Source organism: Streptosporangium sp. NBC_01755 (genome assembly GCF_035917995.1).
Taxonomy (GTDB): Bacteria; Actinomycetota; Actinomycetes; order Streptosporangiales; family Streptosporangiaceae; genus Streptosporangium.
This window is the reverse complement of the sequence record NZ_CP109131.1, coordinates 5,415,270-5,435,506: the sequence shown is the minus strand read 5'-3', so window position 1 is coordinate 5,435,506 and position 20,237 is coordinate 5,415,270. Positions and strand designations below refer to the sequence as shown.

The 20,237-nt window shown below is 67.5% G+C and carries 21 protein-coding genes and 1 pseudogene; 9 read left to right on the top strand and 13 right to left on the bottom strand.

Going from position 1 to position 20,237, the window contains the following annotated elements; genetic code table 11:
* Positions 1–190 precede the first annotated feature (190 nt).
* The gene (locus OG884_RS25850; RefSeq protein WP_326637050.1) at positions 191–937 is read right to left on the bottom strand and encodes a GntR family transcriptional regulator; all 747 of its coding nucleotides are present in this window, start codon (positions 935–937) and stop codon (positions 191–193) included.
* A gap of 136 nt (positions 938–1,073) precedes the next feature.
* Here OG884_RS25850 and OG884_RS25845 point away from each other — a divergent pair, with 136 nt between their 5' ends.
* Positions 1,074–1,427 (top strand): hypothetical protein, encoded by a 354-nt coding sequence (locus tag OG884_RS25845; protein ID WP_326637048.1) that lies wholly within the window; start codon positions 1,074–1,076, stop codon positions 1,425–1,427.
* A gap of 169 nt (positions 1,428–1,596) precedes the next feature.
* Here OG884_RS25845 and OG884_RS25840 read toward each other — a convergent pair whose 3' ends face one another.
* On the bottom strand, positions 1,597–1,998 hold the full coding sequence (locus OG884_RS25840) for a Zn-ribbon domain-containing OB-fold protein (protein ID WP_326637047.1): 402 nt from the start codon (positions 1,996–1,998) through the stop codon (positions 1,597–1,599).
* A 29-nt stretch (positions 1,999–2,027) separates the two neighbouring features.
* On the opposite strand from OG884_RS25840, the pseudogene OG884_RS25835 reads away from it, so the two are divergent.
* The 5 genes and pseudogenes from OG884_RS25835 to OG884_RS25815 all read left to right on the top strand — a co-directional run.
* Positions 2,028–2,598 (top strand): annotated as a pseudogene (locus OG884_RS25835) (SDR family oxidoreductase); the annotation flags it as partial.
* A 25-nt stretch (positions 2,599–2,623) separates the two neighbouring features.
* Complete coding sequence (locus tag OG884_RS25830; RefSeq protein ID WP_326637045.1) at positions 2,624–2,827, top strand: hypothetical protein; 204 nt, start codon at positions 2,624–2,626, stop codon at positions 2,825–2,827.
* Positions 2,828–3,081: 254 nt separating this feature from the next.
* Positions 3,082–4,020 (top strand): ABC-three component system protein, encoded by a 939-nt coding sequence (locus OG884_RS25825; RefSeq protein WP_326637043.1) that lies wholly within the window; start codon positions 3,082–3,084, stop codon positions 4,018–4,020.
* Positions 4,017–4,277 (top strand): ABC-three component system middle component 6, encoded by a 261-nt coding sequence (locus tag OG884_RS25820; RefSeq protein ID WP_326637041.1) that lies wholly within the window; start codon positions 4,017–4,019, stop codon positions 4,275–4,277. Before OG884_RS25825 ends, OG884_RS25820 begins: the two co-directional genes overlap by 4 nt.
* Positions 4,267–6,006: an ABC-three component system protein gene (locus OG884_RS25815; protein ID WP_326637039.1), complete on the top strand. Its 1,740-nt coding sequence runs from the start codon at positions 4,267–4,269 to the stop codon at positions 6,004–6,006. Before OG884_RS25820 ends, OG884_RS25815 begins: the two co-directional genes overlap by 11 nt.
* A gap of 230 nt (positions 6,007–6,236) precedes the next feature.
* Here OG884_RS25815 and OG884_RS25810 read toward each other — a convergent pair whose 3' ends face one another.
* On the bottom strand, positions 6,237–7,289 hold the full coding sequence (locus OG884_RS25810; RefSeq protein ID WP_326637037.1) for a glycoside hydrolase family 18 protein: 1,053 nt from the start codon (positions 7,287–7,289) through the stop codon (positions 6,237–6,239).
* Entirely contained in the window at positions 7,286–8,071 is a 786-nt protein-coding gene (locus OG884_RS25805) for a fibronectin type III domain-containing protein (RefSeq protein WP_326637035.1), read from the bottom strand. The genes OG884_RS25810 and OG884_RS25805 overlap by 4 nt, the downstream gene beginning before the upstream one ends.
* A 154-nt stretch (positions 8,072–8,225) precedes the next feature.
* On the opposite strand from OG884_RS25805, the gene OG884_RS25800 reads away from it, so the two are divergent.
* Entirely contained in the window at positions 8,226–9,524 is a 1,299-nt protein-coding gene (locus OG884_RS25800; protein WP_326637033.1) for a DUF2252 domain-containing protein, read from the top strand.
* Between the two features lie 228 nt (positions 9,525–9,752).
* Here OG884_RS25800 and OG884_RS25795 read toward each other — a convergent pair whose 3' ends face one another.
* Genes OG884_RS25795 through OG884_RS25775 form a run of 5 tightly spaced genes read right to left on the bottom strand, consistent with a single transcriptional unit; the run spans position 9,753 to position 15,565 of the window.
* Positions 9,753–10,754: an ABC transporter ATP-binding protein gene (locus OG884_RS25795; protein ID WP_326637031.1), complete on the bottom strand. Its 1,002-nt coding sequence runs from the start codon at positions 10,752–10,754 to the stop codon at positions 9,753–9,755.
* Positions 10,751–11,731, bottom strand: coding sequence for an ABC transporter ATP-binding protein (locus tag OG884_RS25790; RefSeq protein WP_326637029.1), 981 nt, complete (start codon positions 11,729–11,731; stop codon positions 10,751–10,753). Before OG884_RS25790 ends, OG884_RS25795 begins: the two co-directional genes overlap by 4 nt.
* Before the next feature lie 58 nt (positions 11,732–11,789).
* Positions 11,790–12,671 carry an ABC transporter permease gene (locus tag OG884_RS25785; RefSeq protein ID WP_326646994.1) on the bottom strand — a complete coding sequence of 294 codons (882 nt, stop codon included), beginning with the start codon at positions 12,669–12,671 and terminating at the stop codon, positions 11,790–11,792.
* A 5-nt stretch (positions 12,672–12,676) separates the two neighbouring features.
* Entirely contained in the window at positions 12,677–13,690 is a 1,014-nt protein-coding gene (locus tag OG884_RS25780) for an ABC transporter permease (RefSeq protein ID WP_326637027.1), read from the bottom strand.
* 27 nt (positions 13,691–13,717) lie between these two features.
* The gene (locus tag OG884_RS25775; RefSeq protein ID WP_326637025.1) at positions 13,718–15,565 is read right to left on the bottom strand and encodes an ABC transporter substrate-binding protein; all 1,848 of its coding nucleotides are present in this window, start codon (positions 15,563–15,565) and stop codon (positions 13,718–13,720) included.
* Between the two features lie 212 nt (positions 15,566–15,777).
* Here OG884_RS25775 and OG884_RS25770 point away from each other — a divergent pair, with 212 nt between their 5' ends.
* The gene (locus OG884_RS25770; RefSeq protein WP_442811528.1) at positions 15,778–15,957 is read left to right on the top strand and encodes an SDR family oxidoreductase; all 180 of its coding nucleotides are present in this window, start codon (positions 15,778–15,780) and stop codon (positions 15,955–15,957) included.
* A gap of 195 nt (positions 15,958–16,152) precedes the next feature.
* Positions 16,153–16,929: a hypothetical protein gene (locus tag OG884_RS25765; protein ID WP_326637023.1), complete on the top strand. Its 777-nt coding sequence runs from the start codon at positions 16,153–16,155 to the stop codon at positions 16,927–16,929.
* A gap of 135 nt (positions 16,930–17,064) precedes the next feature.
* Here OG884_RS25765 and OG884_RS25760 read toward each other — a convergent pair whose 3' ends face one another.
* From OG884_RS25760 to OG884_RS25745, 4 genes are all read right to left on the bottom strand, one after another.
* Positions 17,065–17,898, bottom strand: coding sequence for an ATP-grasp domain-containing protein (locus OG884_RS25760; protein ID WP_326637021.1), 834 nt, complete (start codon positions 17,896–17,898; stop codon positions 17,065–17,067).
* A gap of 672 nt (positions 17,899–18,570) precedes the next feature.
* Positions 18,571–18,780 (bottom strand): DUF397 domain-containing protein, encoded by a 210-nt coding sequence (locus OG884_RS25755; RefSeq protein ID WP_326637019.1) that lies wholly within the window; start codon positions 18,778–18,780, stop codon positions 18,571–18,573.
* A gap of 70 nt (positions 18,781–18,850) precedes the next feature.
* Complete coding sequence (locus tag OG884_RS25750; protein WP_326637017.1) at positions 18,851–19,084, bottom strand: DUF397 domain-containing protein; 234 nt, start codon at positions 19,082–19,084, stop codon at positions 18,851–18,853.
* Positions 19,085–19,112: 28 nt separating this feature from the next.
* Positions 19,113–19,973, bottom strand: a complete 861-nt coding sequence (locus OG884_RS25745) for a helix-turn-helix domain-containing protein (protein WP_326637014.1) — start codon at positions 19,971–19,973, stop codon at positions 19,113–19,115.
* Between the last annotated feature and the right edge of the window lie 264 nt (positions 19,974–20,237).

Here is a 20,237-nt window from a genome sequence, read left to right as displayed (position 1 = left end):
GAGGGCGACGAGCGGGGGGACCTCGGGCGAGACTGCCGGGACCGGGGAAGACACGGACCGGAGGGCGCCGAACGGGAGGAGCACGGGCGGGTGGGGAAGGCGGGACCCGGCCGCCCGGCGGACGCGGCCCGGTGGTCGCCCGCGACGCGAGCGGGGCGGAGGCCGGCCCGTCAGGGCGGTTACGGAGATGTCAACGGCTTTCCAGCTCGTACCTGATCAGGTGCTTGTCCGCGGGCAGTACCGACACCGCCACGCGCACGGGGGTGTCCTCCTCGTCGTAACCGACCCGGATGTAGACGACGACCGGCGTGCCGAGCTGGAGCTGGAGCCGCTCGGTCTCCGCGCTGTTGGGCATCCGCGCCCAGATGTCGTCCACCATCCGCACCTGCCGGTGGCCGAGCTCCTCGAGAACCTTGTTGGCCCCGCGCCTGATGTCGCCGGGGCGGGTGATCTCGGAGTCGGCGACCAGGGCCAGCGGAAAGTAGGAGTCGTTGGTGTTGTAGGGCTGGCCGTCCACGAAGCGCAGCCTGCGGCGGACCACGGCGAGCTCGTCGTCCGAGAGCTCCAGCCTGCTGGCGATCTCCTCGGCCGGTTGCACGATCGAGACCTCGATCTCCTGGCTCGGCGCGCGCCCCTCCTGCGAGACCGCCCAGGCGAAGGCCTCCAGGGTCTCCTCACGCCGCGGCTGCAGCTCGCGCTGGGGGTGCATGAGCAGCGGGCGGCGCTCCCGCACGACGGTGCCCCTGCGGGGGGTGCGGGTGACCAGGCCCTCGTTCACAAGCTCGCCGAGAGCGAGCCGCACGGTGTTCCGGCTCACCTGGTGCACGATCATGAGCTCCGCCTCGGTCGGCAGCTGATCCCCTGGTCCGAGCGCACCGGAGTAGATGGTCCTCCTCAGATCGGAGGCCACCAGTTGATACAGCGTTGACCGCGCCATTAAGTCCCCTTTGTGCCAACAAAACTAGACGATCTGGTTCTAGTGGGGAACAGCCCCTTGACCCGACCTCCCGAGACCCGCATTATCCAATCGTTGGTACAAATCCATCGAAAGGTCAGCGAGGGGGTGGAGGCCGGTGCTGTCGGTCCGTGCGGATACGCCGCATCTGCCCTGGTGCGACCCCAGCGAGGCAACACGTTTACTGCGCTACGCGTTGCACCGCCAGGGATTCACCCACACCTACCAGAGCAACGGGCGCGGGATGTCCGTGCTCTCGGTGCTGACCGATCTAACCGTCTGGTGCAAGAACGGGCTTTTTGTCTGGAACGAGGATGGCGTTCAGTCCTCGCATCCGGCCGAAGACCCGGTCGGGGCGGCACGCCTCATCTCGCGGCACTACCGGCGGCCCATGCCTGACGACGATCTCGCGGTGGAGGAGGCGGGCCACCGGGTCCGCGCCTTCGCCGACACAGACTCCGCGCGCGACTAGCCGGCGGAGGACCCCACCCCTCGCCGGGGTCCTCCGCCATCGCGCCGGAGCGGAACGCGTCCTGGCGGGTCCCCCACGCCCGCCAGGGCGCGCTCCCCATCTCCGGAGCGCGGCCCGGCGGGACGGGACCCGCCGGGCCGCTACCGTGGCGCGACCATGACGGCGATCCTCAGCCGAGCGGGCACCAGTCGATCGGCGAGAGCTCCTCGTCCACCACCCTGGGGCACGCCCGGACGGCCAGACCCGCGACCGGCGGCTCCGCACCGCGCCAGTTGCCGTACATGACGCACACCGGCGCCTCGTCCAGCCGCACCATCACCACCGTGTACGGCTCGCTCACCCCGGCCAGGAAGGGCTGGTGGCTGACGATCCAGCTCTCGACGCGACCGGCGGGGGCGATGGGCTCCCAGTGCCACTCGCGGGTCCTGCAGCGGTGACAGTAGGCGCGGGCGGGGAAGCGCGGCGTGGCGCAGGAGTCGCATCTCTGGAGCACGAACTCCCCTCCGGCGGTCCGCTTCCACCACTCCGCCGAGTCACGATAGACCGGCGCCGGACCGAGGGCGGCGGGCACGGGCCGAGCTGAGTGGGGTCAAGCCGCTCGCGGTGCCCTGCGACGTCACCTCCGAGGCCGAGGTGCGCGCCATGTTCGACGCGGTGACCGAGGCGCACGGGCGGGTGGACGTGGTGGTCAACAACGCGGGCCTGGGCGGTACGGCGCGACTGGTGGAGATGACCGACGAGTAGTGGGACGCCGTCCTGGGAGTGCCCCTCACCGGCACGATGCGCTGTACCAGGGCCGCCCTGCGGCTGATGGTCCTCCAGGGTTCCGGAGTGATCGTCAACAACCCCTCGGTGATCGGCTGGCGCGCCCAGGAGGGCCAGTCGCACTACGCGGCCGCCAAGGCCGGGGTGATGGCCCTGACCAGGTGCGCCGCCCTGGAGGCCGCCCCGCACGGCATCCGGAGTCAACGCGGTGGCCCCCTCTCTGGTCATGCACCCCTTCCTGGCTAAGGTCACCACCGACGAACTGCTCACCGAGCTGACCTCCCGCGAGTCCTTCGGCCGCTCGGCGGAACCGTGGGAGGTGGCCAACGTGATCGTCTTCCTGGCGAGCGAGTACTCCACGTACATGACCGGCGAGGTCGTCTCGGTCTCCAACCGGCACCCTTAGCCGGGTCGTACGACGTACGCGGAGGGTGCGCTTCCCCGAGGCTCCCCGACTGCGGGACGCGATGCGGGACGCCCGGGACTTCTACTTCGACTCGATCAGCCAGGTCCACATGGACCGCTGGCCCCAGGGCCGGTCGGTGCTGCTCAGGGACGCCGCGAGCGAAGAAGGCGAGTATCGGGGCACCACTGCCGCATACTCCAGCTTTCCCGCACAACCTTGGCGAGACTGAGAATTTTTCCCTATTTGCCGGTATGTAGATGCAGGAAGTCAGCAGATCCGGGACAACCAACAGCTCTGGCCATGACGACAAGCAAACACCGTACAGCAAAACCAACAAAACGGTAATTCACCGCGAACTTGGATTTTCCAAGCCTCGATGCCTGGAATCCACCCACGCTCCCCACCTACTCCGGCTATCCTCCCTCAGGCTCATCGAGTTCAAAACTCGTCAGGCGTATCGAAGCGAGGCCCACGGAGGGGTACTTGGAGATCTGGGAGCGTTCGTCGATTCGTTTCATGCTCAATGCGAAGCTCGACGAACTTCACGGTGAAGGGTTCGAGGATTTCTTCCATGAAGTTATGCATGTTCTGAACCCTGGCTTCCTAAATGTCCGAACCGCTGGACGTCTCGGCGACCAAGGGGCGGACGGCCTTCTCCTGATCGGGAAGAAGCTGTACGCGTGCTACGCGCCACAGACCGTCGCTCCCTCTAAGATCGCCCGCAAGTTCCGGACCGACCTCGCCAAGGCCATCGCGAAGCGCGATGGCGAGTTCGGCACCTTCGTCTTCGTACACAACGACCGCAGAGGCATACATCCCGAGTTGACATCGCTACTCGCGACCGCACGCAACGATCATCCCGAACTTTTTTTCGAGAACTTCGGCCGGCGGCACTTCTATACCGAACTCTGCAGGATGGAGAAGTGGCAGGTCGAGGACTTCCTTGGCCCGTTTCCCGCAGAGCCGGTGGTTGTCAGCGTCGTGCTTGAGGAGCTGATCCCGCTCCTGGATCACCTCGCCGAATACCGACGCCCCCTCGAAGACCTACCGGCCATCCCCAGACCTCCGCTCAAGAAAATGGAATACAACGGGTTCTCCTGGGATATTCAGCATCGCATGAAGCTCGCTCTGTCCTACGTCAACCACGTGGAGGACTACTACCGGAGCAGGCTCGATCCCAACGAGAGGGACGAGGTCGCGGCGGGCTTTCGCGAGCACTACGAGATGATCGCCCAGACGTGTGAGGACTCCGACAACATCCTCTGGCGGCTTGAGCGACACGTTCTCGGCAATGCCTCGCAACAATCCCCTATGGAACTGAACGCGCTCGTTGTCCTGATGTACTTCTTCGGTGAATGTGAGATCTTCAAGGTGCCGCCCACGGGTTGGGTCCCGGAGGCCGAGATGGGAGTGACCACGTGATCGTGCCGACCAAAGGGGTCGCTCCCCAGCGCGCCCTGCTGGCTGTGGGGGCTCAGATCGTGATGGCCACCGGGCGTCAGCCCGTGACCGTCACCCAGGCCTGGCGCCGCCTGTTGACCTGGCGCGAGGACAACGACCATCGGGCGCCCCTGACGTTCTGGTGGTTCGCTCTCGCGCTCGACCTGCTCTACGCCCTGGGCCTGGTCGAGCTTGAACAGGACATGTTGATTTTCCGGGCTCGTGACAATGCTGCGTAGCCTGACCTCTGACGACGACAGGTTCCGGACGATCCACTTTGGGGCGGGGCTGAACCTCCTGGTCGCCGAACGCACCGACGCCTCCACCGACACCGACAGTCGCAACGGTGCCGGCAAGTCGAGCATGGTCGAGTTACTGCATTTTCTGCTGGGTGCCCGCAACGAACCCAAGGCGGTCTGGGCCGGCGAGAAGCTCCGCGACCACACATTCAGGCTGAAACTTGACTGGCCGGGCCGGCCGGAGCCCTTGACGGTGACGCGCTCGGCGACACGGCCGAACAGAGTGACACTCGATCCGGACATAACACGGAGGTCCCCCAGGGTCCTGTTCGAACACGCCGCCGAGGTGTCGACGAAAGACTGGCAGTGGGCGATGGAACGGGATCTCTACAGGGTCGACTCCGAAGGAGCGGAAGTCAGCGGCCGGACGCTGTTGTCATTCGCGATCCGCCGTGTCGATGCAGGAGGCTTTCTTGAGCCCACCAGGACATTCGCCCAGCAGTCGCCTCACGACGCGATGGTCAACCTGTGCCATCTCTTCGGCCTGGACGTCGGCCTGGCAGCACGGTATCGCCTCCTGTCCAATCAGGAGGCCACGAGAAAGAAGCTCGTCGAAGCCGCGAAAGATCCTGTCTGGGGGAAAATCGTCGGCCGTTCCGCCGAACTCCGAGGGGAAATCGGCGCCATAGAACAGCGGGTGAGCGAACTTGAGCGCCAGATCGCGAGTTTTCAGGTCGTCCCCGAATACGAGAACATTCGCCGGGAGGCCGACGAGCTCGATCGGCGCATCCGGTCAATCCGGGCATCCGAAGCGGTAGACCGACGCAACCTTCAGGACATGGAACAGTCCGTCGACGAGGTAGCCGAGCCGGATGACCGGTATCTAGAATCGGCCTACAAGCAGTTGAACCTGATTCTCGGCCAGGAGGTGCGCCGCCGGTTCGACGATGTGCGCGCCTTCCACGAGACCGTGGTCCGAAACCGTGAGAAGCAGTTACACGAGGAGATATCCCGGCTCCGTCGACTTCTGGAGGAGCGCACCCGGACGCGCGCGCGACTCGGCGAGCGACAAGCCGCCCTCCTGCATACGCTGAACTCGGGTGGCGCGCTTGACGCGCTCAACTCCCTGCAATATGCCCTGGCTCGCGAACAGGCGCATCTTGAGTCTCTCCGTCACCGGTTCCAGGCCGCGCAGGCGCTCGAGGCGAGCCGACGGGAGATCGAGGCGAAACGCCTTGAGCTCGAACAGGAGATGGTGACCGACCTTGAGGACCGGGACACCATCACTTTCGAAGCGAGCAGCCTTTTCAACACGTACGCCCGGCGCCTGTACGGAGACGGGAAAAACCCCTATCTGACCTTCAGCCCGGGTAAGCAGCGAATGCAGATCGAGCCCAAGATCGAGGACGACGGGAGCAGGGGAATCCATAACATGGTGATCTTCTGCTTCGACCTGACCGCCGCCGTCATCGCCCACCGTGCCGGCCGGGGTCCGGACTTCCTTGTTCACGACAGCCATCTGTACGACGGTGTGGACGAACGTCAGGTGGCACGAGCCCTCCAGTTGGCGGCCGAGGTTACCAAGACCGAGCGGATGCAATACATCGTCACCATGAACTCCGACGATCTGAACAAGGCGGTTTCAATGGGGTTCGACGCGAATCCTCACATCATCGAGCCTCATCTGACCGACCAGCCGGATGGCGGACTGTTCGGCTTCAGATTTTAACGGTCACTCCCCGTTCTGGATCGACCCCTATCCGTCATGTCAAATTCGTCGGGGCCGCCCTGGCGGCTCTGGCTTCCGACCGAGAGTCAGCCCGGGGTGCTCCGCGACACGAGTTCGGGGCACCGAGGAAGACCGTCTTCGCGACATCGGACGCCGCGAAGACGATCCTCCGGAATGGTGACCTTCAGACCGCCTCAGGAGTGGTCACCCTGGGAACGCCGCCGGAACGGTTACCTCAGACCCGCGTCCAGGGCGGTGGTCAGGGTGCCGGTGTCACCGGACATCTCCCAGACCATCGCGCCGAGCAGGCCCTTGCTCCGGAGCCACGCGGTCTTCTTCCCGATCAACCAGACCTCGTCGAAGGTCCACGACTGACCGCCGTTGCCGGTGTAGCAGTAGGTCGCCACCGACTGCTCGTCGTGTCTCACCGTGCATCCCGGCACGGAGGCCAGCAGGTTGGCGTACCCGCGAGTGCCCGCCTCGTCCGGGAACTGCCCCGGCGCCGCACCGGTGGCCGCCTGCCACTCGCCGAACCTTCCGCCGTCGGCGACGCCCTGCCAGCCTCGGCCGTAGTACGCGAGACCGATGGTTATCTTGCGCGGGTTCACCCCCGCCTGGAGATAGACGTCGACCGTGTTCTCGACGCTGAAGTGGAACGGGTACGGGTACGGGTCCTCGGCGTCGGCGTACAGGTTGCCCTGGTGTCCGGCCCGGTTGGGCTCCCAGGAGTTGTCGCTGCCCGCGCCGTGGAAGTCGTAGCCCTGGACGTTGAAGATGTCCAGGGACCTGGCGACCTCGGGCAGGTCCCACCCGGCGGCGATCTTCGCCGGGTCGGCGGGGGTGAAGGCGGTGAGCTGGTAGCGCTTACCGGTCTCCTGGGTCAGCGCGTCGAGCTGCCTGCGGAACTCGGCGATCAGCAGCGTGTTGTTCGCCTTGTCGTTCGGGCCGATGTGGTTGCCCGCGTGCCCCTCCGCGCCCGGCCACTCCCAGTCCAGGTCGATGCCGTCGAAGATCCCGGCGGCGCTGCCGGGGCCGCCCGCGCCGTTGTAGACCGGCAGGTTCCCCTTGATGTACGTGTCGATGCAGGAGCTCACGAACTTCTTGCGCGCCGCGTCGGTGGCCGCCACGTCGGAGAAGTACTTCGAGTACGTCCAGCCGCCGAGCGAGATCAGCACCTTGAGGTTCGGGTACTTCGCCTTGAGCTTGCGGAGCTGGTTGTAGTTGCCGCGCAGCTTCTCCCAGCCGTAGCCGGCGACGCCGTCCACCGACTGCGCAGCGCTCATCGGCCTGCCGTAGTCGGCGTCCGCATCGCCGGCGGTCGCCCTGGTTCGGGTCCTGCGGGTTGGCCGCGGTGCCCTTGGTGACGCCCTGCAGGCACGTCAGGTTCACCGGGTCGATGTTGCCGAAGGCGTAGTTGAGGTGGGTCAGCTTCGCGGCGGCACCGGTCGTGTCCAGGTTGCGCACGAAGTACTGGCGGCCGTAGATGCCCCACTGGACGAAGTAGCCGATCCTGGCGTATCCGCTGCCGATGATGTCCGTCGGTGCTCACCTTCAGCGCGGTGCTCGCCGCCGACATGTTGTCGTACAGGTCGCGGGCCTTCACGGTGAAGGTGTACTCGGTGGACGGCGACAGCCCGCTCACCGTGGCGGAGGTGCCGGTCACCGTCGCGGCCAGGGCCGCGCCGGTGTAGACCTCGTATCCGGCGATGCCCTTGTTGTCGGTCGAGGCGTCCCAGGTGAGCGAGACGGTCTTGGTGGTCTTGACCGGTGAGCGCAGGTTGCCGGGCGCGCCGGGCGGCGTGTCGGCGGCGCCGTCGCACCTGACGTCGTTGATCCTGCAGTTCTCCGGCTCTGCGGACGCGCTGCTGAGCGTGAACGCGGGGCTGTACGGCTCGGTGGTACCGCGTGCCGCCACGGTCGTGTTGTAGTGGGCCGGGCTCAGCGTGACCTGGCGCCCGCTCTGGTTCAGCGATCCGTTCTGCGCGGCGCTCGCGGTGACCCCGGCGGGCAGGTCGAAGGTGATCGACCAGCCGGTGACCTGAGTGGTGCCGGGGTTGCTCACCACGAACTTCAGGCCACCGACGGCGGGCGGCGGTCAGTCGGAGTGGCCGGCAGCAGGCGCGAACCGCACAGGAAACAGACCTGGCCATTGGTGCGTTCCAGATCTGTGATGTTTCGGAACTGGCGGAGTTTCGGTCGTACGCCCTAGCGTGCGGACCATGACCATCGATGGGCGCTCGGCGCACATTCTCGACGTCCTGATCACCGAGTTCGGCGATTCCATGAAGCGCGACCCCGCGGCCTTCCGGCGCAAGTTCCGGAAAATGGCCGCCTCGCCCTTCGCCTTCTACCGAGGCAGCGCCTGCCTGTTCTACGCGGACATGACCGGCGAATTCGCCGACGACGCGTTCCTGGACGACCAGACCAGGCGGGTCTGGATCCACGGCGACCTGCACGCCGAGAACTTCGGCACCTACATGAACGCCTCGGGCGTGCTGGTCTTCAACGTCAACGACTTCGACGAGGCCTTTGTCGGACCGTACATCTGGGACCTGCGGCGCTTCTCGGCCAGCATCGCGCTCATCGGATACGCCAAGGCGCTGTCCGACGACGTCATCACCGCCCTGGTGACCGAGTTCGCCGGCGCCTACCTCACCGAGCTGGCCGGCATCTCGGAGGGCGGGGACGACGCGATCGGCTCGCTGACCCTGGAGACCACCACCGGCGTGCTGCACCGGGTGCTGCAGCACGCCCGGCTGAACACCCGGGTGGCGCTGCTGGAGACGGAGACCACCATCGAGAACTTCGACCGCAGGTTCGCCCTCATGGACGGCCGCTACCCGGTCGACGAGGAGACCCGGCAACTGGTGGAGGCGGCCTTCCAGGACTACCTGACGACCCTTCCCACCGTCTCGACGGTCCAGCACAAGATCAAGGACTTCGCGCTCCGCACCGGCATCGGGATCGGCTCGGCCGGGCTGCCCTCGTACAACATGCTGCTTGAGGGTCACACCCAGGCCCTGGAGAACGACGTCATCCTCTACATGAAGCAGGCCCAGGTCCCGGCCGTGGCGCGGCACGTCACAGACGAGAAGGTGCACGGCTACTTCAAGCACCAGGGCCACCGCACCGCCGAGTCGCAGCGGGCCCTGCAGGCGTACGCCGACCCGTGGCTCGGCTACACCACGCTGAACGGCGTCGGCCAGATGGTCGCCGAGGTCTCCCCCTACACCGCCGACCTGGACTGGGGCGACGTCAACGAGCCGGACGAGCTCTCCTCGGTCATCCGTGACCTGGGCCGGGCGGTGGCCAGGATGCACTCGGTGGCCGACGACGAGTCCAGCCACGACCTGGTCGACTTCTCCACCGAGGACGCGATCGTGGCCGTGATCGACGGCGACGTCGAGGGCTTCACCCGCACCCTGGTCGGCTTCGCGCACGCCTACGGGGCGCGGGCCAGGGCCGACCACGGGCTCTTCGTCGACCTGTTCAGGAACGGTCTCCTCCCCGGCCTCTGAGATCGGCTTCCCAACCCGGCCCCCGGGCCCTGCCTCCGAGACCGGCCCCTGTGATCGGTCTCGGAAGGCGGGCTCCGGGAACGTCCTCGGTGAACGCCCTTCGGGAACGTCCTCCGTGAACGCCCTTCGGGAACGTCCTCCGTGAACGTCCTCCGTGAACGTCCTTCGGGAACGTCCTCCGTGAACGTCCTTCGGGAAGGACCGTGCCCGGGTGCGGTCCGCCTCACTTCACAGTCGCTCCGCCCCCGTTTCCGCCTCCGCCTCGTACCGGGCGGAGCGGGCCTCAGCGTGGTGGCAGGCGACCTGGGCCCCGGCCGAGGACGGCAGGACGGGCAGTTCCCCGGACGCGCACAGCCCGTCGACCCCCGCCTCGGCCGCCGCGCCCGAGGCCAGGGTCTGGCAGCGCGGGTGGAAGCGGCAGCCAGCCGGGATCCGGGTGGGATCCGGCGGCTCGCCGCCCAGCACGACGGGCGACGGCGACTCGGGCAGGACCGACAGCAGTGCCTGGGTGTACGGGTGCGAGGGCGAGGTGAGGATCCGCTCCACCGGCCCCGACTCGACGATCCTGCCGAGGTACATCACCGCGACCCGGTCGGCGATGTTCCAGGCCAGCCCGAGGTCGTGGGTGACGACCAGGGCCGACAGGCCCAGCTCCGCGCGGAGGCGGAGCAGCAGGGCGAGGATCTCGCCGCGTACCGACGCGTCCAGCGAGGCCACCGGCTCGTCGGCGACCAGCACCCTGGGCTCCAGCGCGAGAGCTCCGGCGATGACGACGCGCTGGCGCTGGCCACCGGACAGCTCGTGCGGGTGCCGGTCGAAGAAGCGCTCGGGAGGACGCAGCCCGGCCCTCGACAGGGCCAAGGCGACCAGGTCGCCCTCGCCGGGCAGCCGGTGGATGCGCGGCCCCTCGGCCACCGCCTCGTAGACGGTGTGCCGTGGGTTGAGCGATCCGGTGGGGTCCTGGAGCACGAGTTGCACCTCGCGCCGGTGGGCCCGCAGTGCCCGCGAGGAGTAGGTCAGCGGGGCCCCGCCGTAGCGAACCGATCCCGAGGTGGGCCGCTCCAGACCGAGCAGGGTCCTGGCCAGCGTCGTCTTGCCGCAGCCCGACTCGCCGACCAGCGCGACGATCTCCCCCTCGCCCACCGTGAGGTTCACCCCGTCCACCGCGCGGGCTCGGCGTCCGCGCGAGACGAACTCCACCCGCACCTCCCGTGCTTCGAGCAGGGTCATCGGGTCTCCTCCCCGACGTGGACGCACGCGGCGGTGTGCGGCGCTCCGGTACGGTCACCCGCGGCCCGCAACTCGACCGGCTCCGACGCGCACGAGGCGAGCGAGACCGGACAGCGGGGGTGGAAGGAGCAGCCCGCGGGCAGGTGCGCGGGGTCGGGCGGATCACCGCCCAGTCCTCTGGGCGCCATCCTGGAGGCGGGGTCGCCGACGGTGGGGAACGCCTCGGCCAGCGCCCTGCTGTAGGGGTGTCGCCCGCCGGTGAAGACCTCGCGCGCGGGACCGGACTCGACCACCCGGCCCGCGTACATGACCGCCAGCCGGTCACACGTCGCCGCCAGGACCGACAGGTCGTGGGAGATCATGATGAGGCCGATCCCGTGCTCGGCGATGAGCGAGCGGATCAGCGAGAGCACCTGCGCCTGGATCATCACGTCCAGCGCGGTGGTCGGCTCGTCGGCGACGATCAGGCGGGGTGAGCAGGCGAGCGCCATGGCGATCATCACGCGCTGGCGCTGCCCGCCGGAGAGCTCGTGCGGGTAGCCCCGCGCCCGCCAGGCGGGCAGGCCGACCTGCTCCAGCAACTCCGCCACCCTGCGCCGCGCCTCGGCCCCGGTCGCCATGCCGTGCACCCGCAGCGGCTCGGCGATCTGGTCGCCGATCCGGCGCACCGGGTTCAGCGCGTGCTGGGCCCCCTGGAAGACCAGCGAGGCCGACGCCCACCGGACCGCGCGCAACCGCCCCCAGCTCATCGTCAGGACGTCCTCGCCGTCCAGCAGGATCTCCCCGGACACCGACGCGTCCCTGGGCAGCAACCGCAGCAGGGACATGGCCAGCGTCGACTTGCCCGACCCCGACTCCCCCGCCACACCGAGGGCTTCGCCGGACGCCAGGCCGAGCGAGACACCCCGCACGGCGGGCACGTCCCCGGCCGCGCCCCGGTAGGTCACCGCCAGGTCGCGCAGTTCGAGCAGGGTCACGAGGCTCCCCTCAGCCGCGGGTCGAGTACGGTCTCCAGGTCGCGCAGTTCGAGCAGGGTCACAAGGCTCCCCTCAGCCGCGGGTTGAGTACGGTCTCCAGGGCGCGCCCGCAGAGGGTGAACGCCAGGACCACCGCCACGATGCACAGGCCGGGCGGCAGCACGTACCACCAGGCTCCCGAGGTGGCCGCGCCCCAGTCGTAGGAGCCGCGCAGCATGCCGCCCCACGACACCTGGCCGGAGCCCGCGCCGAGAAAGGCGAGAGTGGACTCGGTGACAATGGCACCGGCCACCATGAGCGTGGTGTTGGCCAGGACCAGCGGCGCGACGTTCGGCAGCACGTGCCGGGTCATCACGTGCCAGTGCCCGGCGCCCAGTGCCCTGGACCTCTCGATGTACGGCCTGGCCTCGACCGCCAGCGTCTGTGCCCGGATCAGCCTCGCCGTGGACGCCCAGGAGGTCACCCCGATCGCCAGGATGATCGTGGACGGGCCGCCGCCGAGGATGGCCGCGAGCACCATGGCCAGGACCAGCGACGGCAGCACCAGGAACCAGTCGGTGACGCGCATCAGCACGGCGGCGATCCAGCCCCTGAAGTGCCCGGCCGCGATGCCGAACACCGTGCCGATCACCATGCTGAGCAGCGCCGACATGAATCCGATAAGCAGCGAGACCCGCGCGCCCCACAGGAGCATGAGCAGGACCGAGCGGCCGGACTCGTCGGTGCCGAGCGGGAAGTCCGTGCTCGGCGGCGCCATCCTGGCCCCCGTCGCCTTCGTCACGTCCATCCCGGACGGGTCGGTGACCAGCGGCGTGAGCAGGGCCGCCAGGACGGCGACCAGCAGGATCACCGCCCCGTACAGCCCTGCTCGCTGCCTGGTGTACCGGCGGCGGAGCCGCGCCAGAGCGGCGCGGCGGCGGGTGCGGGCCACCGCGCTCATGTCGCTCAAGCCGACCTCACTCTCGGGTCCAGGACGTGGTAGACCACGTCGGCCAGCGTGTTCATGACGATCACCGCGACGCAGACGAGCATGAAGGTGCCCTGCATCACCGCGTAGTCGGGTCCCCTGATCGCCTCGACGAACAGCAGCCCGAGGCCGGGCCAGGAGTAGACGAACTCCACCGAGACCGCGCCGCCGACCACGAACCCGATCTGCATGAACACCAGGGTCACCGTCGGCAGCAGCGCGTTCGGCACCGCGTGGCGGCGCCGGACGGCATCGTCGCGCAGGCCCTTGGCGCGGGCGGTGGTCACGTAGTCCTGGCCGATCTCGTCGAGGAGCGAGGAGCGCATGACCAGCAGGTACTGCGCGTAGACGACGGCGACCAGGGTGAGGCAGGGCAGCACCAGGTGATGGGCGACGTGCAGCAGGTAGAGCGGCCCGTCGGGGGCGTCGACGTCCTGCATGCCCCGGGTGGGGAACAGGCCGGGTATCGGGCCGATCCCCGCGGCGAGGACCATGAGCAGCAGCAGTCCCAGCCAGAAGGTCGGCACCGACCACAGGGTCAGCGCGGTCCCGGTGGAGAGGCGGTCGAACCGGCCGCCGTGGTGCCAGGCGGCCCTGGTGCCCTGCCACATGCCCAGGCCGACCGCGACGGCCAGCCCGGTGCCCACCAGCAGCAGCGTCGGCCCCACCCGCTCGCCGATGAGCCCGGCGACCGGCCTGCGGTACTCGTACGAGGTGCCCAGGTCCAGCCGGAGGGTCCGGCCCACGAAGTCCAGGAACTGCGCGCCCAGCGGCCGGTCCAGACCCATCTGCCGTCTGAGCAGGGCGAGCTGTTCGGGGGTCACCGGCACGTCGCGGGTGTAGGCGATGGTGGGGTCGCCGGGGATCAGGCGGAACAGGAAGAACGTGGCGACGATCACCAGTCCGATGCTGAGCAGTGCCCCGCCGAGCTTGACCAGCGCGTAGCGCGCCACGGCCCGGCGGGCAACGCCCTCCCCGGTGTCGTCCCTCATCTCCTGCGGTGCTGTGAGCATCGGCCGCTACTCGCGGTCGTCGGCGGAGGCGCGGCGGCGGCGCAGGAGGATGATCCCGGCGCCGAGAACCAGCACGACGGCCGCCGCGACGGCCACCGCGGTGCCGATTCCCGAACCGCTTCCGGCCGGGGTGGCGGCGCGCTCCACCGCACGCAGCGAGTAGACCGGCCAGTAGCCGCTTCCGCCGTACAGGATGCCGTTGTCCTCGGGGATCGGGGTGATGGAGGCGATCCGGTCCTTGCGGTAGCCCTCCAGATTGTTGGGGTAGTAGAGCGCGACGACGGGGGCCTCGGTGTAGAGCCGCTCCTGCATCTGCTTGATCAGCTTGACCCGGGCGGCCCGATCGAGTTCGGCCAGCTGCGCCTGGTAGAGCCGCTCGAACTCCTTGTCACAGAAGAACGACTCGGTGCCGCCGCCCTGACCGCTCGCGGTGGGCCTGCGGCTGCACAGGTGGGTGGCCAGGACCTCCTCCGGGTCCGGGTTGACGGACCAGCCGCTGATCGCGATGTCGTAGAGCGCCGTGCTACCCGTCTCCTCGGTGAACTTGTTGGAGTCGAGCCTGCGGGTGGTGAGCTGGATGCCGATCTCCTTCAGCCAGCCGGTGAGGAACTGGGCGAGCTTGTCCTCGACGGGCTCGTCGGTGTGGATGCTGAAGCGCATCTCCAGCTTGCGCCCGCCGTCGGGCATGGTGCGGATCCCGTCGGCGCCCTTGGCGTAGCCGGCCTCGTCGAGGATGCGGTTGGCCTCCTCCAGGTCGAAGGTGACGGCTTTGTCGCCCTCGGCCTTCCAGAAGAACTCCTGGTACATCGGCGGGATGATCGAGCCGTCCGCCGGTACGGCGAGACCGTTCTGCACCTGCTCGACGAGGGTCTTCTTGTCGATCGCGTGGTGGATGGCCCGGCGGACCCTGACGTCCTTCAGCGCGGGGTGCCCGTCGCCGATCGGCTCGCCGCCGGCCGTCGCGGCGCCCGGGTTGAACTGCAGGTAACCGGCCCTGCGGCCCTGGGTGTTCCACTGCGTGATGTTCGGGTCGCCCGTGAGGGCCCCGAACTGCGGGCCCGCCAACCGGCCGATCCAGTCGATGTCGCCCTTCTTCAGACCGGCGATCGCCGCCTCGGGGTTCTCGTAGAAGATGACGTGCAACTCGTCGATGCCGGGTGCGCCGCGCCAGTACGACGGGTTGGCCTTGAGCCTCACATAACCGTTCTTCCTGTGCTCGACGGCGATGTAGGGCCCGCTGCCGACGGCGGGGTACGTCTCGTTCTGGTACGTGCCGATGTCCGGGACGCTCTCCCAGACGTGCTTGGGCATGATCGGGATCGGCAGCTCCAGCATCGAGGCCTGGGGCTTCTTCGTTGTGATGACCAGGGTCCGGTCGTCGGGTGCCGTCACGGTGTCGAAGTTCTCGACGGCGGGGCCGTTGGCCGTCTTGGCCCCGTCATCCGTCATGATCTTGTTGAAGGTCCACGCGGCGTCCTGGGCGGTGACGGGCCTGCCGTCCGACCAGGTGGCGCCGGCGCGCATCGTGAAGGTCCAGGTCAGCTTGTCCGGTGAGGTCTCCCACGACTCGGTGAGGTCGGGGCTGGGCTTCAGGGTCTTGGAGTCGGGCACCGTGAGGTAGCCGTACATCCAGCGGTGGATCGACGTCGAGACCACCCGGACCGCCAGGAACGGGTTCATCGAGTCCATGCTCTGCGTCGCGCCCAGCCGGACGATGCTCTTCTCGGTCCGGGGTGCCCGCGCGGCCGTCCCCTGGGACGTCCTCGCGGCAGAGGGGGATGTGTGCGCCACGAGAAGTGTCGCCATCGACAGCGCCAGGCTCATCGCCGCCAGGCGCGCCCCTGCTCTGGCCATGGTGTGCCCCACCTTCGGATCGGTGCTCCATTGACAACGAAGGCACACCATATAAACAGCACGTGTCAACACACGATGGAAGATTGCTTCATTCTTGTTTTTCTTGCCGACATTATTTTTCAGGCCCTTTATCACAAAACGACCCCAGCGGCTCGCCAGGGAGTCGATCACGGTCAACGCGATCGCCCCCGGGCCGTTCGAGTCGAAGATTGATGGCCTTCGCGCTCCAGGACGAGACGATGCGCGCGGCGGTCGCCTCCTACGTCCCGCTGGGCAGGATCGGCCGCCCCGACGACATGGCGGGCACCGCGATCTTCCTGTCCTCGCGCGCCGGCGCCTATCTCACCGGGACCGTGATCCCAGTGGACGGCGGCATCTCCGGCCACGGGTAGCTCCCGGACTCTTCGCCCACGACCGGAGCATCCGCCCCTTCGGTCACAGTTTGCCCCAAAAGCACTATTCATAACGCAAGTGTAAAATTTTACCTCTTGCCATCATTTCTCCCAGATAACAGCTTTACCTCATGCTGAAGCGCTTCAAGGTGATGGCACCGGCCGTTCTGGCCGTCGCCATCGCCCTTCCTGCCGGTGCCGCCCAGTCTCGGTGAGACCGGTCGTGCTGCACTGCGCGACTGGGTCAGTGGCGGCGGCCGATACGTCGGCTGGGCCGGCGGCACCCAGCTGGCCGTCCTGGCCAGTGTCTCCAGCGTGACCCTCACCGAGCCGACCTCGGACATCCCCGGCTCGCTCTTCCGCGCCAACGTGGCCCAGGGGCCGCTGAGCAAGGGCGTCGGGTCGAGCGTCATGCAGTTCACCGAGTACGACCTGGTCATGCGGGCCTCCAACCCGGCGCACGTGGTGTCCTCCTACCCGGCCGCCGACTCGCCCGACTGGTTCATGTCCGGTTTCGCACTGGGCGCCGAGGAGCTCAGCGGGACCGCCGCGACGGTCGACGAGCCGGTGGGCGCCGGCCACGCGGTGCTGTTCGCCGCCGACCCGAACTTCCGCGCCCTCACCGACGGCACGGCGAAGATCCTCGCCAACGCGATCACCGCCGACCTGTCGTCCTCCCGGGCTCGGGCGCTCGCCCCGGCTCCCGACGCCTCCAGGGCCGCGGTGGCCATCCCGGACCGCGAGTCGCCGATCCGCGTCACGATCCCCGCGTCCGACCATGACAAGGTCATCGCGGTGCTGAACGGCTTCGGCGCCACCTGGACCGAGAAGGCCGCCGCCGGCGGTGCCGTCCGGTTCGTCGTGGCCAACCCCGAAGGTCTCGACCTGCACGAACACACCTGGGCACGGAAGCTCCCGGACGCGCTGCGCGCCGCCGGGGTCACCCCGCTCGCGGTGGCAATGCCGCAGTAACCCAACGCGGCGCGCGTCCCTTCGTGGGACGCGCGCCGCTTCCGGTACGTTTTCGCGGTTCTGTTTCCTGCGGCCCTTTTCTCTGTGGGCCTTTTCGCTGCGGGCCTGCTCTCTGCGGGCCTGTTTCAGGGGCCGTCAGATCATCTTGGCCAGGGCGGTCGCCAGGCTGGCGTCGGCGCCGGGCGCGTAGCTCAGGAACAGGTAGGGCTCGGTAAGCTCGATCTCGATGAGGGCCGGGCTGCCGTCGGCCAGCCGGACCAGGTCCACCCGGGCGTAGAGCAGTTCGGGAAACTCGCCGAGCACCCGCTCGGCCAGGGCGAACTGGTCGGGGTCGGGGGTGCGGAGCTCCCCGTGCTCGTTGCCCTGTCCCGGCTTGGTGGCGCTCTCGGTCAGCATCGGGTTACGCCGGACGGCGTGGCTGAACCTGCCGCCGAAGTAGAGCATCGAAGTCTCCCCCTCGCCCTCGACCATGTCCAGGTACGGCTGGATCATCGCGGTCCGGCCGTTGGCGGCCAGCTTGGCGGCGTGTTCCTCGGCCTGTTTGCGGTCCGCGGTCCTGATCGTGTCGCGGGCTCCGGCCGAGATCGAGGGCTTGACCACGTACTCGTCGAGGATCGGGAAGTCGGCGGCCTCGCCTGGTCCGACCCAGTAGGTGGGGATGATCGGGGCCTTCAGGTCACGCAGGTAGACCTTGTCGGTGTTGCGCTCCAGCACGGCGGCCGGGTTGAGCAGCCGGGTGACGGACTCCACCCGGCGGGCCCAGTCCAGGAACTCCGCCCGCCTCGTCACGTAGTCCCAGGTGGTGCGGACCACGACGGCGTCGAACGCGGCCCAGTCGACGCTGGGATCGTCCCATTGGGTGATGTGGCCGGTGATCCCCGCTTCGGCCCAGGCCGCGATGGCGAGCTCCTTCTCGTCGTCGATCTTGTCCGGGTCCGCGAAGGTCACGTACGCCGCAGAGGCGGTCATTGCTTGTCCCCTTGTGTCAGCACCAATCAGACATAGAGCACCTTACCGATAGCCGCGTGCTCGACTGCGGGGTGGCCTCTGTGGATCGTCGCGTTCCCGAGGCTCGGGCTGCACGACTTACGGGCGGGTCGAGTGTGCGCTCCAGCTGTCTCGGTCGCGTTCTCATCGCTCACGACCTATGGGCGAATCGATGTACGCGCTCTGGCTGTCTCGGTCGCGTTCTCATCGCTCACGACTTACGGGCGAATCGATGTACGCGCTCTGGCTGTCTCGGTCGCGTTCTCATCGCTCACGACTTACGGGCGAATCGATGTACGCGCTCCGGTGGGCGGGTGCTCCGGCCGGCCGTCTCAGTCGCTCCCTGGTGGTTCAGGCCTCCGGCCTGCTCGGGCGCGGTGGTTGCGGGCTTTTATACGCCGGCCGGAACACCCACCCACCTCCGCGCCTTCCACCCCGCCGTACCGCGTGCGGACCGTAGTCGCTCACTCTCCGGCCGCCCAGTTGGCTCTCCGATGCTGAAGCTTTCATGGCGAGGCCGCTCAGAACAGGGCGCCGTAGCTGAAGCGTGTCTTTCCGACACAGCGCAGGGTCGATGCCGTAGGGGTTGGCAGGGCATCGGCGAAGTACGAGAAACGCTCGGCCGGGGACCGGCCGAGCGTTCAGGGATTACCTTCACCTCGGATTGCGAAAACCGCTCTTGAGACTGTTCACGAAGGTTTTCCACTGGTCGGAGCCCAGAATCAGGGCCGGGCCGTCCCTGTCTTTTCTGTCGCGTACGCCAAGGTGCCCCTGAGGTAGCATGGCGACCTCGATGCAGTTGTTCTGACCGTCGCTCCGGTTGCTTTTATGCCAGGTCGCACCTGATAGATCGATCTTATTCATAGTTCCTCGCCATGTAAGAGATCAGGTACGGCCTTCGGTGAAACAGCGATGTCACTCCCGGGTTGGCGGGTCAGGACAGATCGCTGAATTTATCGTCTCTCACTCCATCGAGAAAAGCATGCCATTCTCCGGGAGTGAACGTCAGGACTCCACCGTCCGGGTTTTTGGAGTCGCGGACAAGGAAGAGTCGGATCGCGTGGCTCTTGTGGCTGTCGGAGCCGTTGACAACGGCGACCTGGACGCAGTCGGCGCCGTTGGCGCTCAGGCTGCTCGTTCGCCACACGACGTGAGGTTGCTCGGGCATCCGGTGGCTCCTTCCATTGAATCGATGCTCACAGTTCGTCGGCCACGGAAGCAATGAAGGAGAAAGACTCCTCGACCTCGTATGCGGTCGCGCGAAGGTGATCAAACGCAAGTGTATAGCGGTGAACGTCCCTTTCATCTTCCACCCAGAGGTTGCTGGTGAGCGTCTCGACGTACACGACGTCATCGTCATACCGGGCCGGAAAGCTGAGGATGGAGAAGGTTCCTGCCGTTGCGGGATGGGTGCCGGAGGTGAAGGGCAGGACCTGAACGGTGACGTTCGCGGTTCGGCTCAGTTTCATTAGGTGATGGCACTGGGCTCGCATGTCCTCGGGAGAGCCGACCCTGTTTCGCAGGGCGGCTTCGCTCAGGATGATCCAGTAGTCGAGGGGGGATGCTGCTCGGCTGAGGAGTTGCTGGCGGGTCTTGCGTGCCTCCACGCGGCGTTCGACCTCGCCTCGAGGCAGAAGGTCCATGAGTCCGGCGCGGATGACGGAGCGTGCGTACTCGTCAGTTTGGAGCATCCCGGGAATGATCTGCGCCGAGAAGCCGCGAATTGATGCGGCTTCGGCTTCGAGGGCGATGTAGGAGGCGAGTTCGGTGGGCAGGGTGTCGCCGTAGGCGTCCCACCATCCTTTGAGGCGTGCGTTGCGTGCCAGATCGACGAGGGCCTGTCTTCTGTCATCAGGGACCGCGTAGAGGTCGAGAAGTACCTGCAGATCCTTGGGTTGGACGCGTCTGCGGGCGGTTTCGTAGCGGCTGAGCTTGGAGGGGTCCCAGCCCAGCTGTCTGGCCGCCTGGTCGCCGGTGAGACCTGTCACCTCGCGTAGGCGTCGCAACTCACCCGCGAGTCTGCGGGTTCGTATGGTGGCCGGTTGCTCGGCGCTCACGCTGGTTCCCCCTGTGTTGAGATCGCTTCAGTCTGCCGTCACCGAGGGTGGCGGGCAAGCAAGACCAAAGATCTTTTCTGGCATTCATGTTGTCAATATTGCCAATCGTATTGCCAGTCACTTCGAGTTGCCCACATGATGGCGGTGCACCAAGCGTGGATCGGGCCACGCCCCAGGTGAGAGCCCCAGTGCGTCTACACCTGCGATCTCGCAGCGCCACCACGCTGACGATCACACCCGTGGAACCTGCCGTATGTCAGCGAA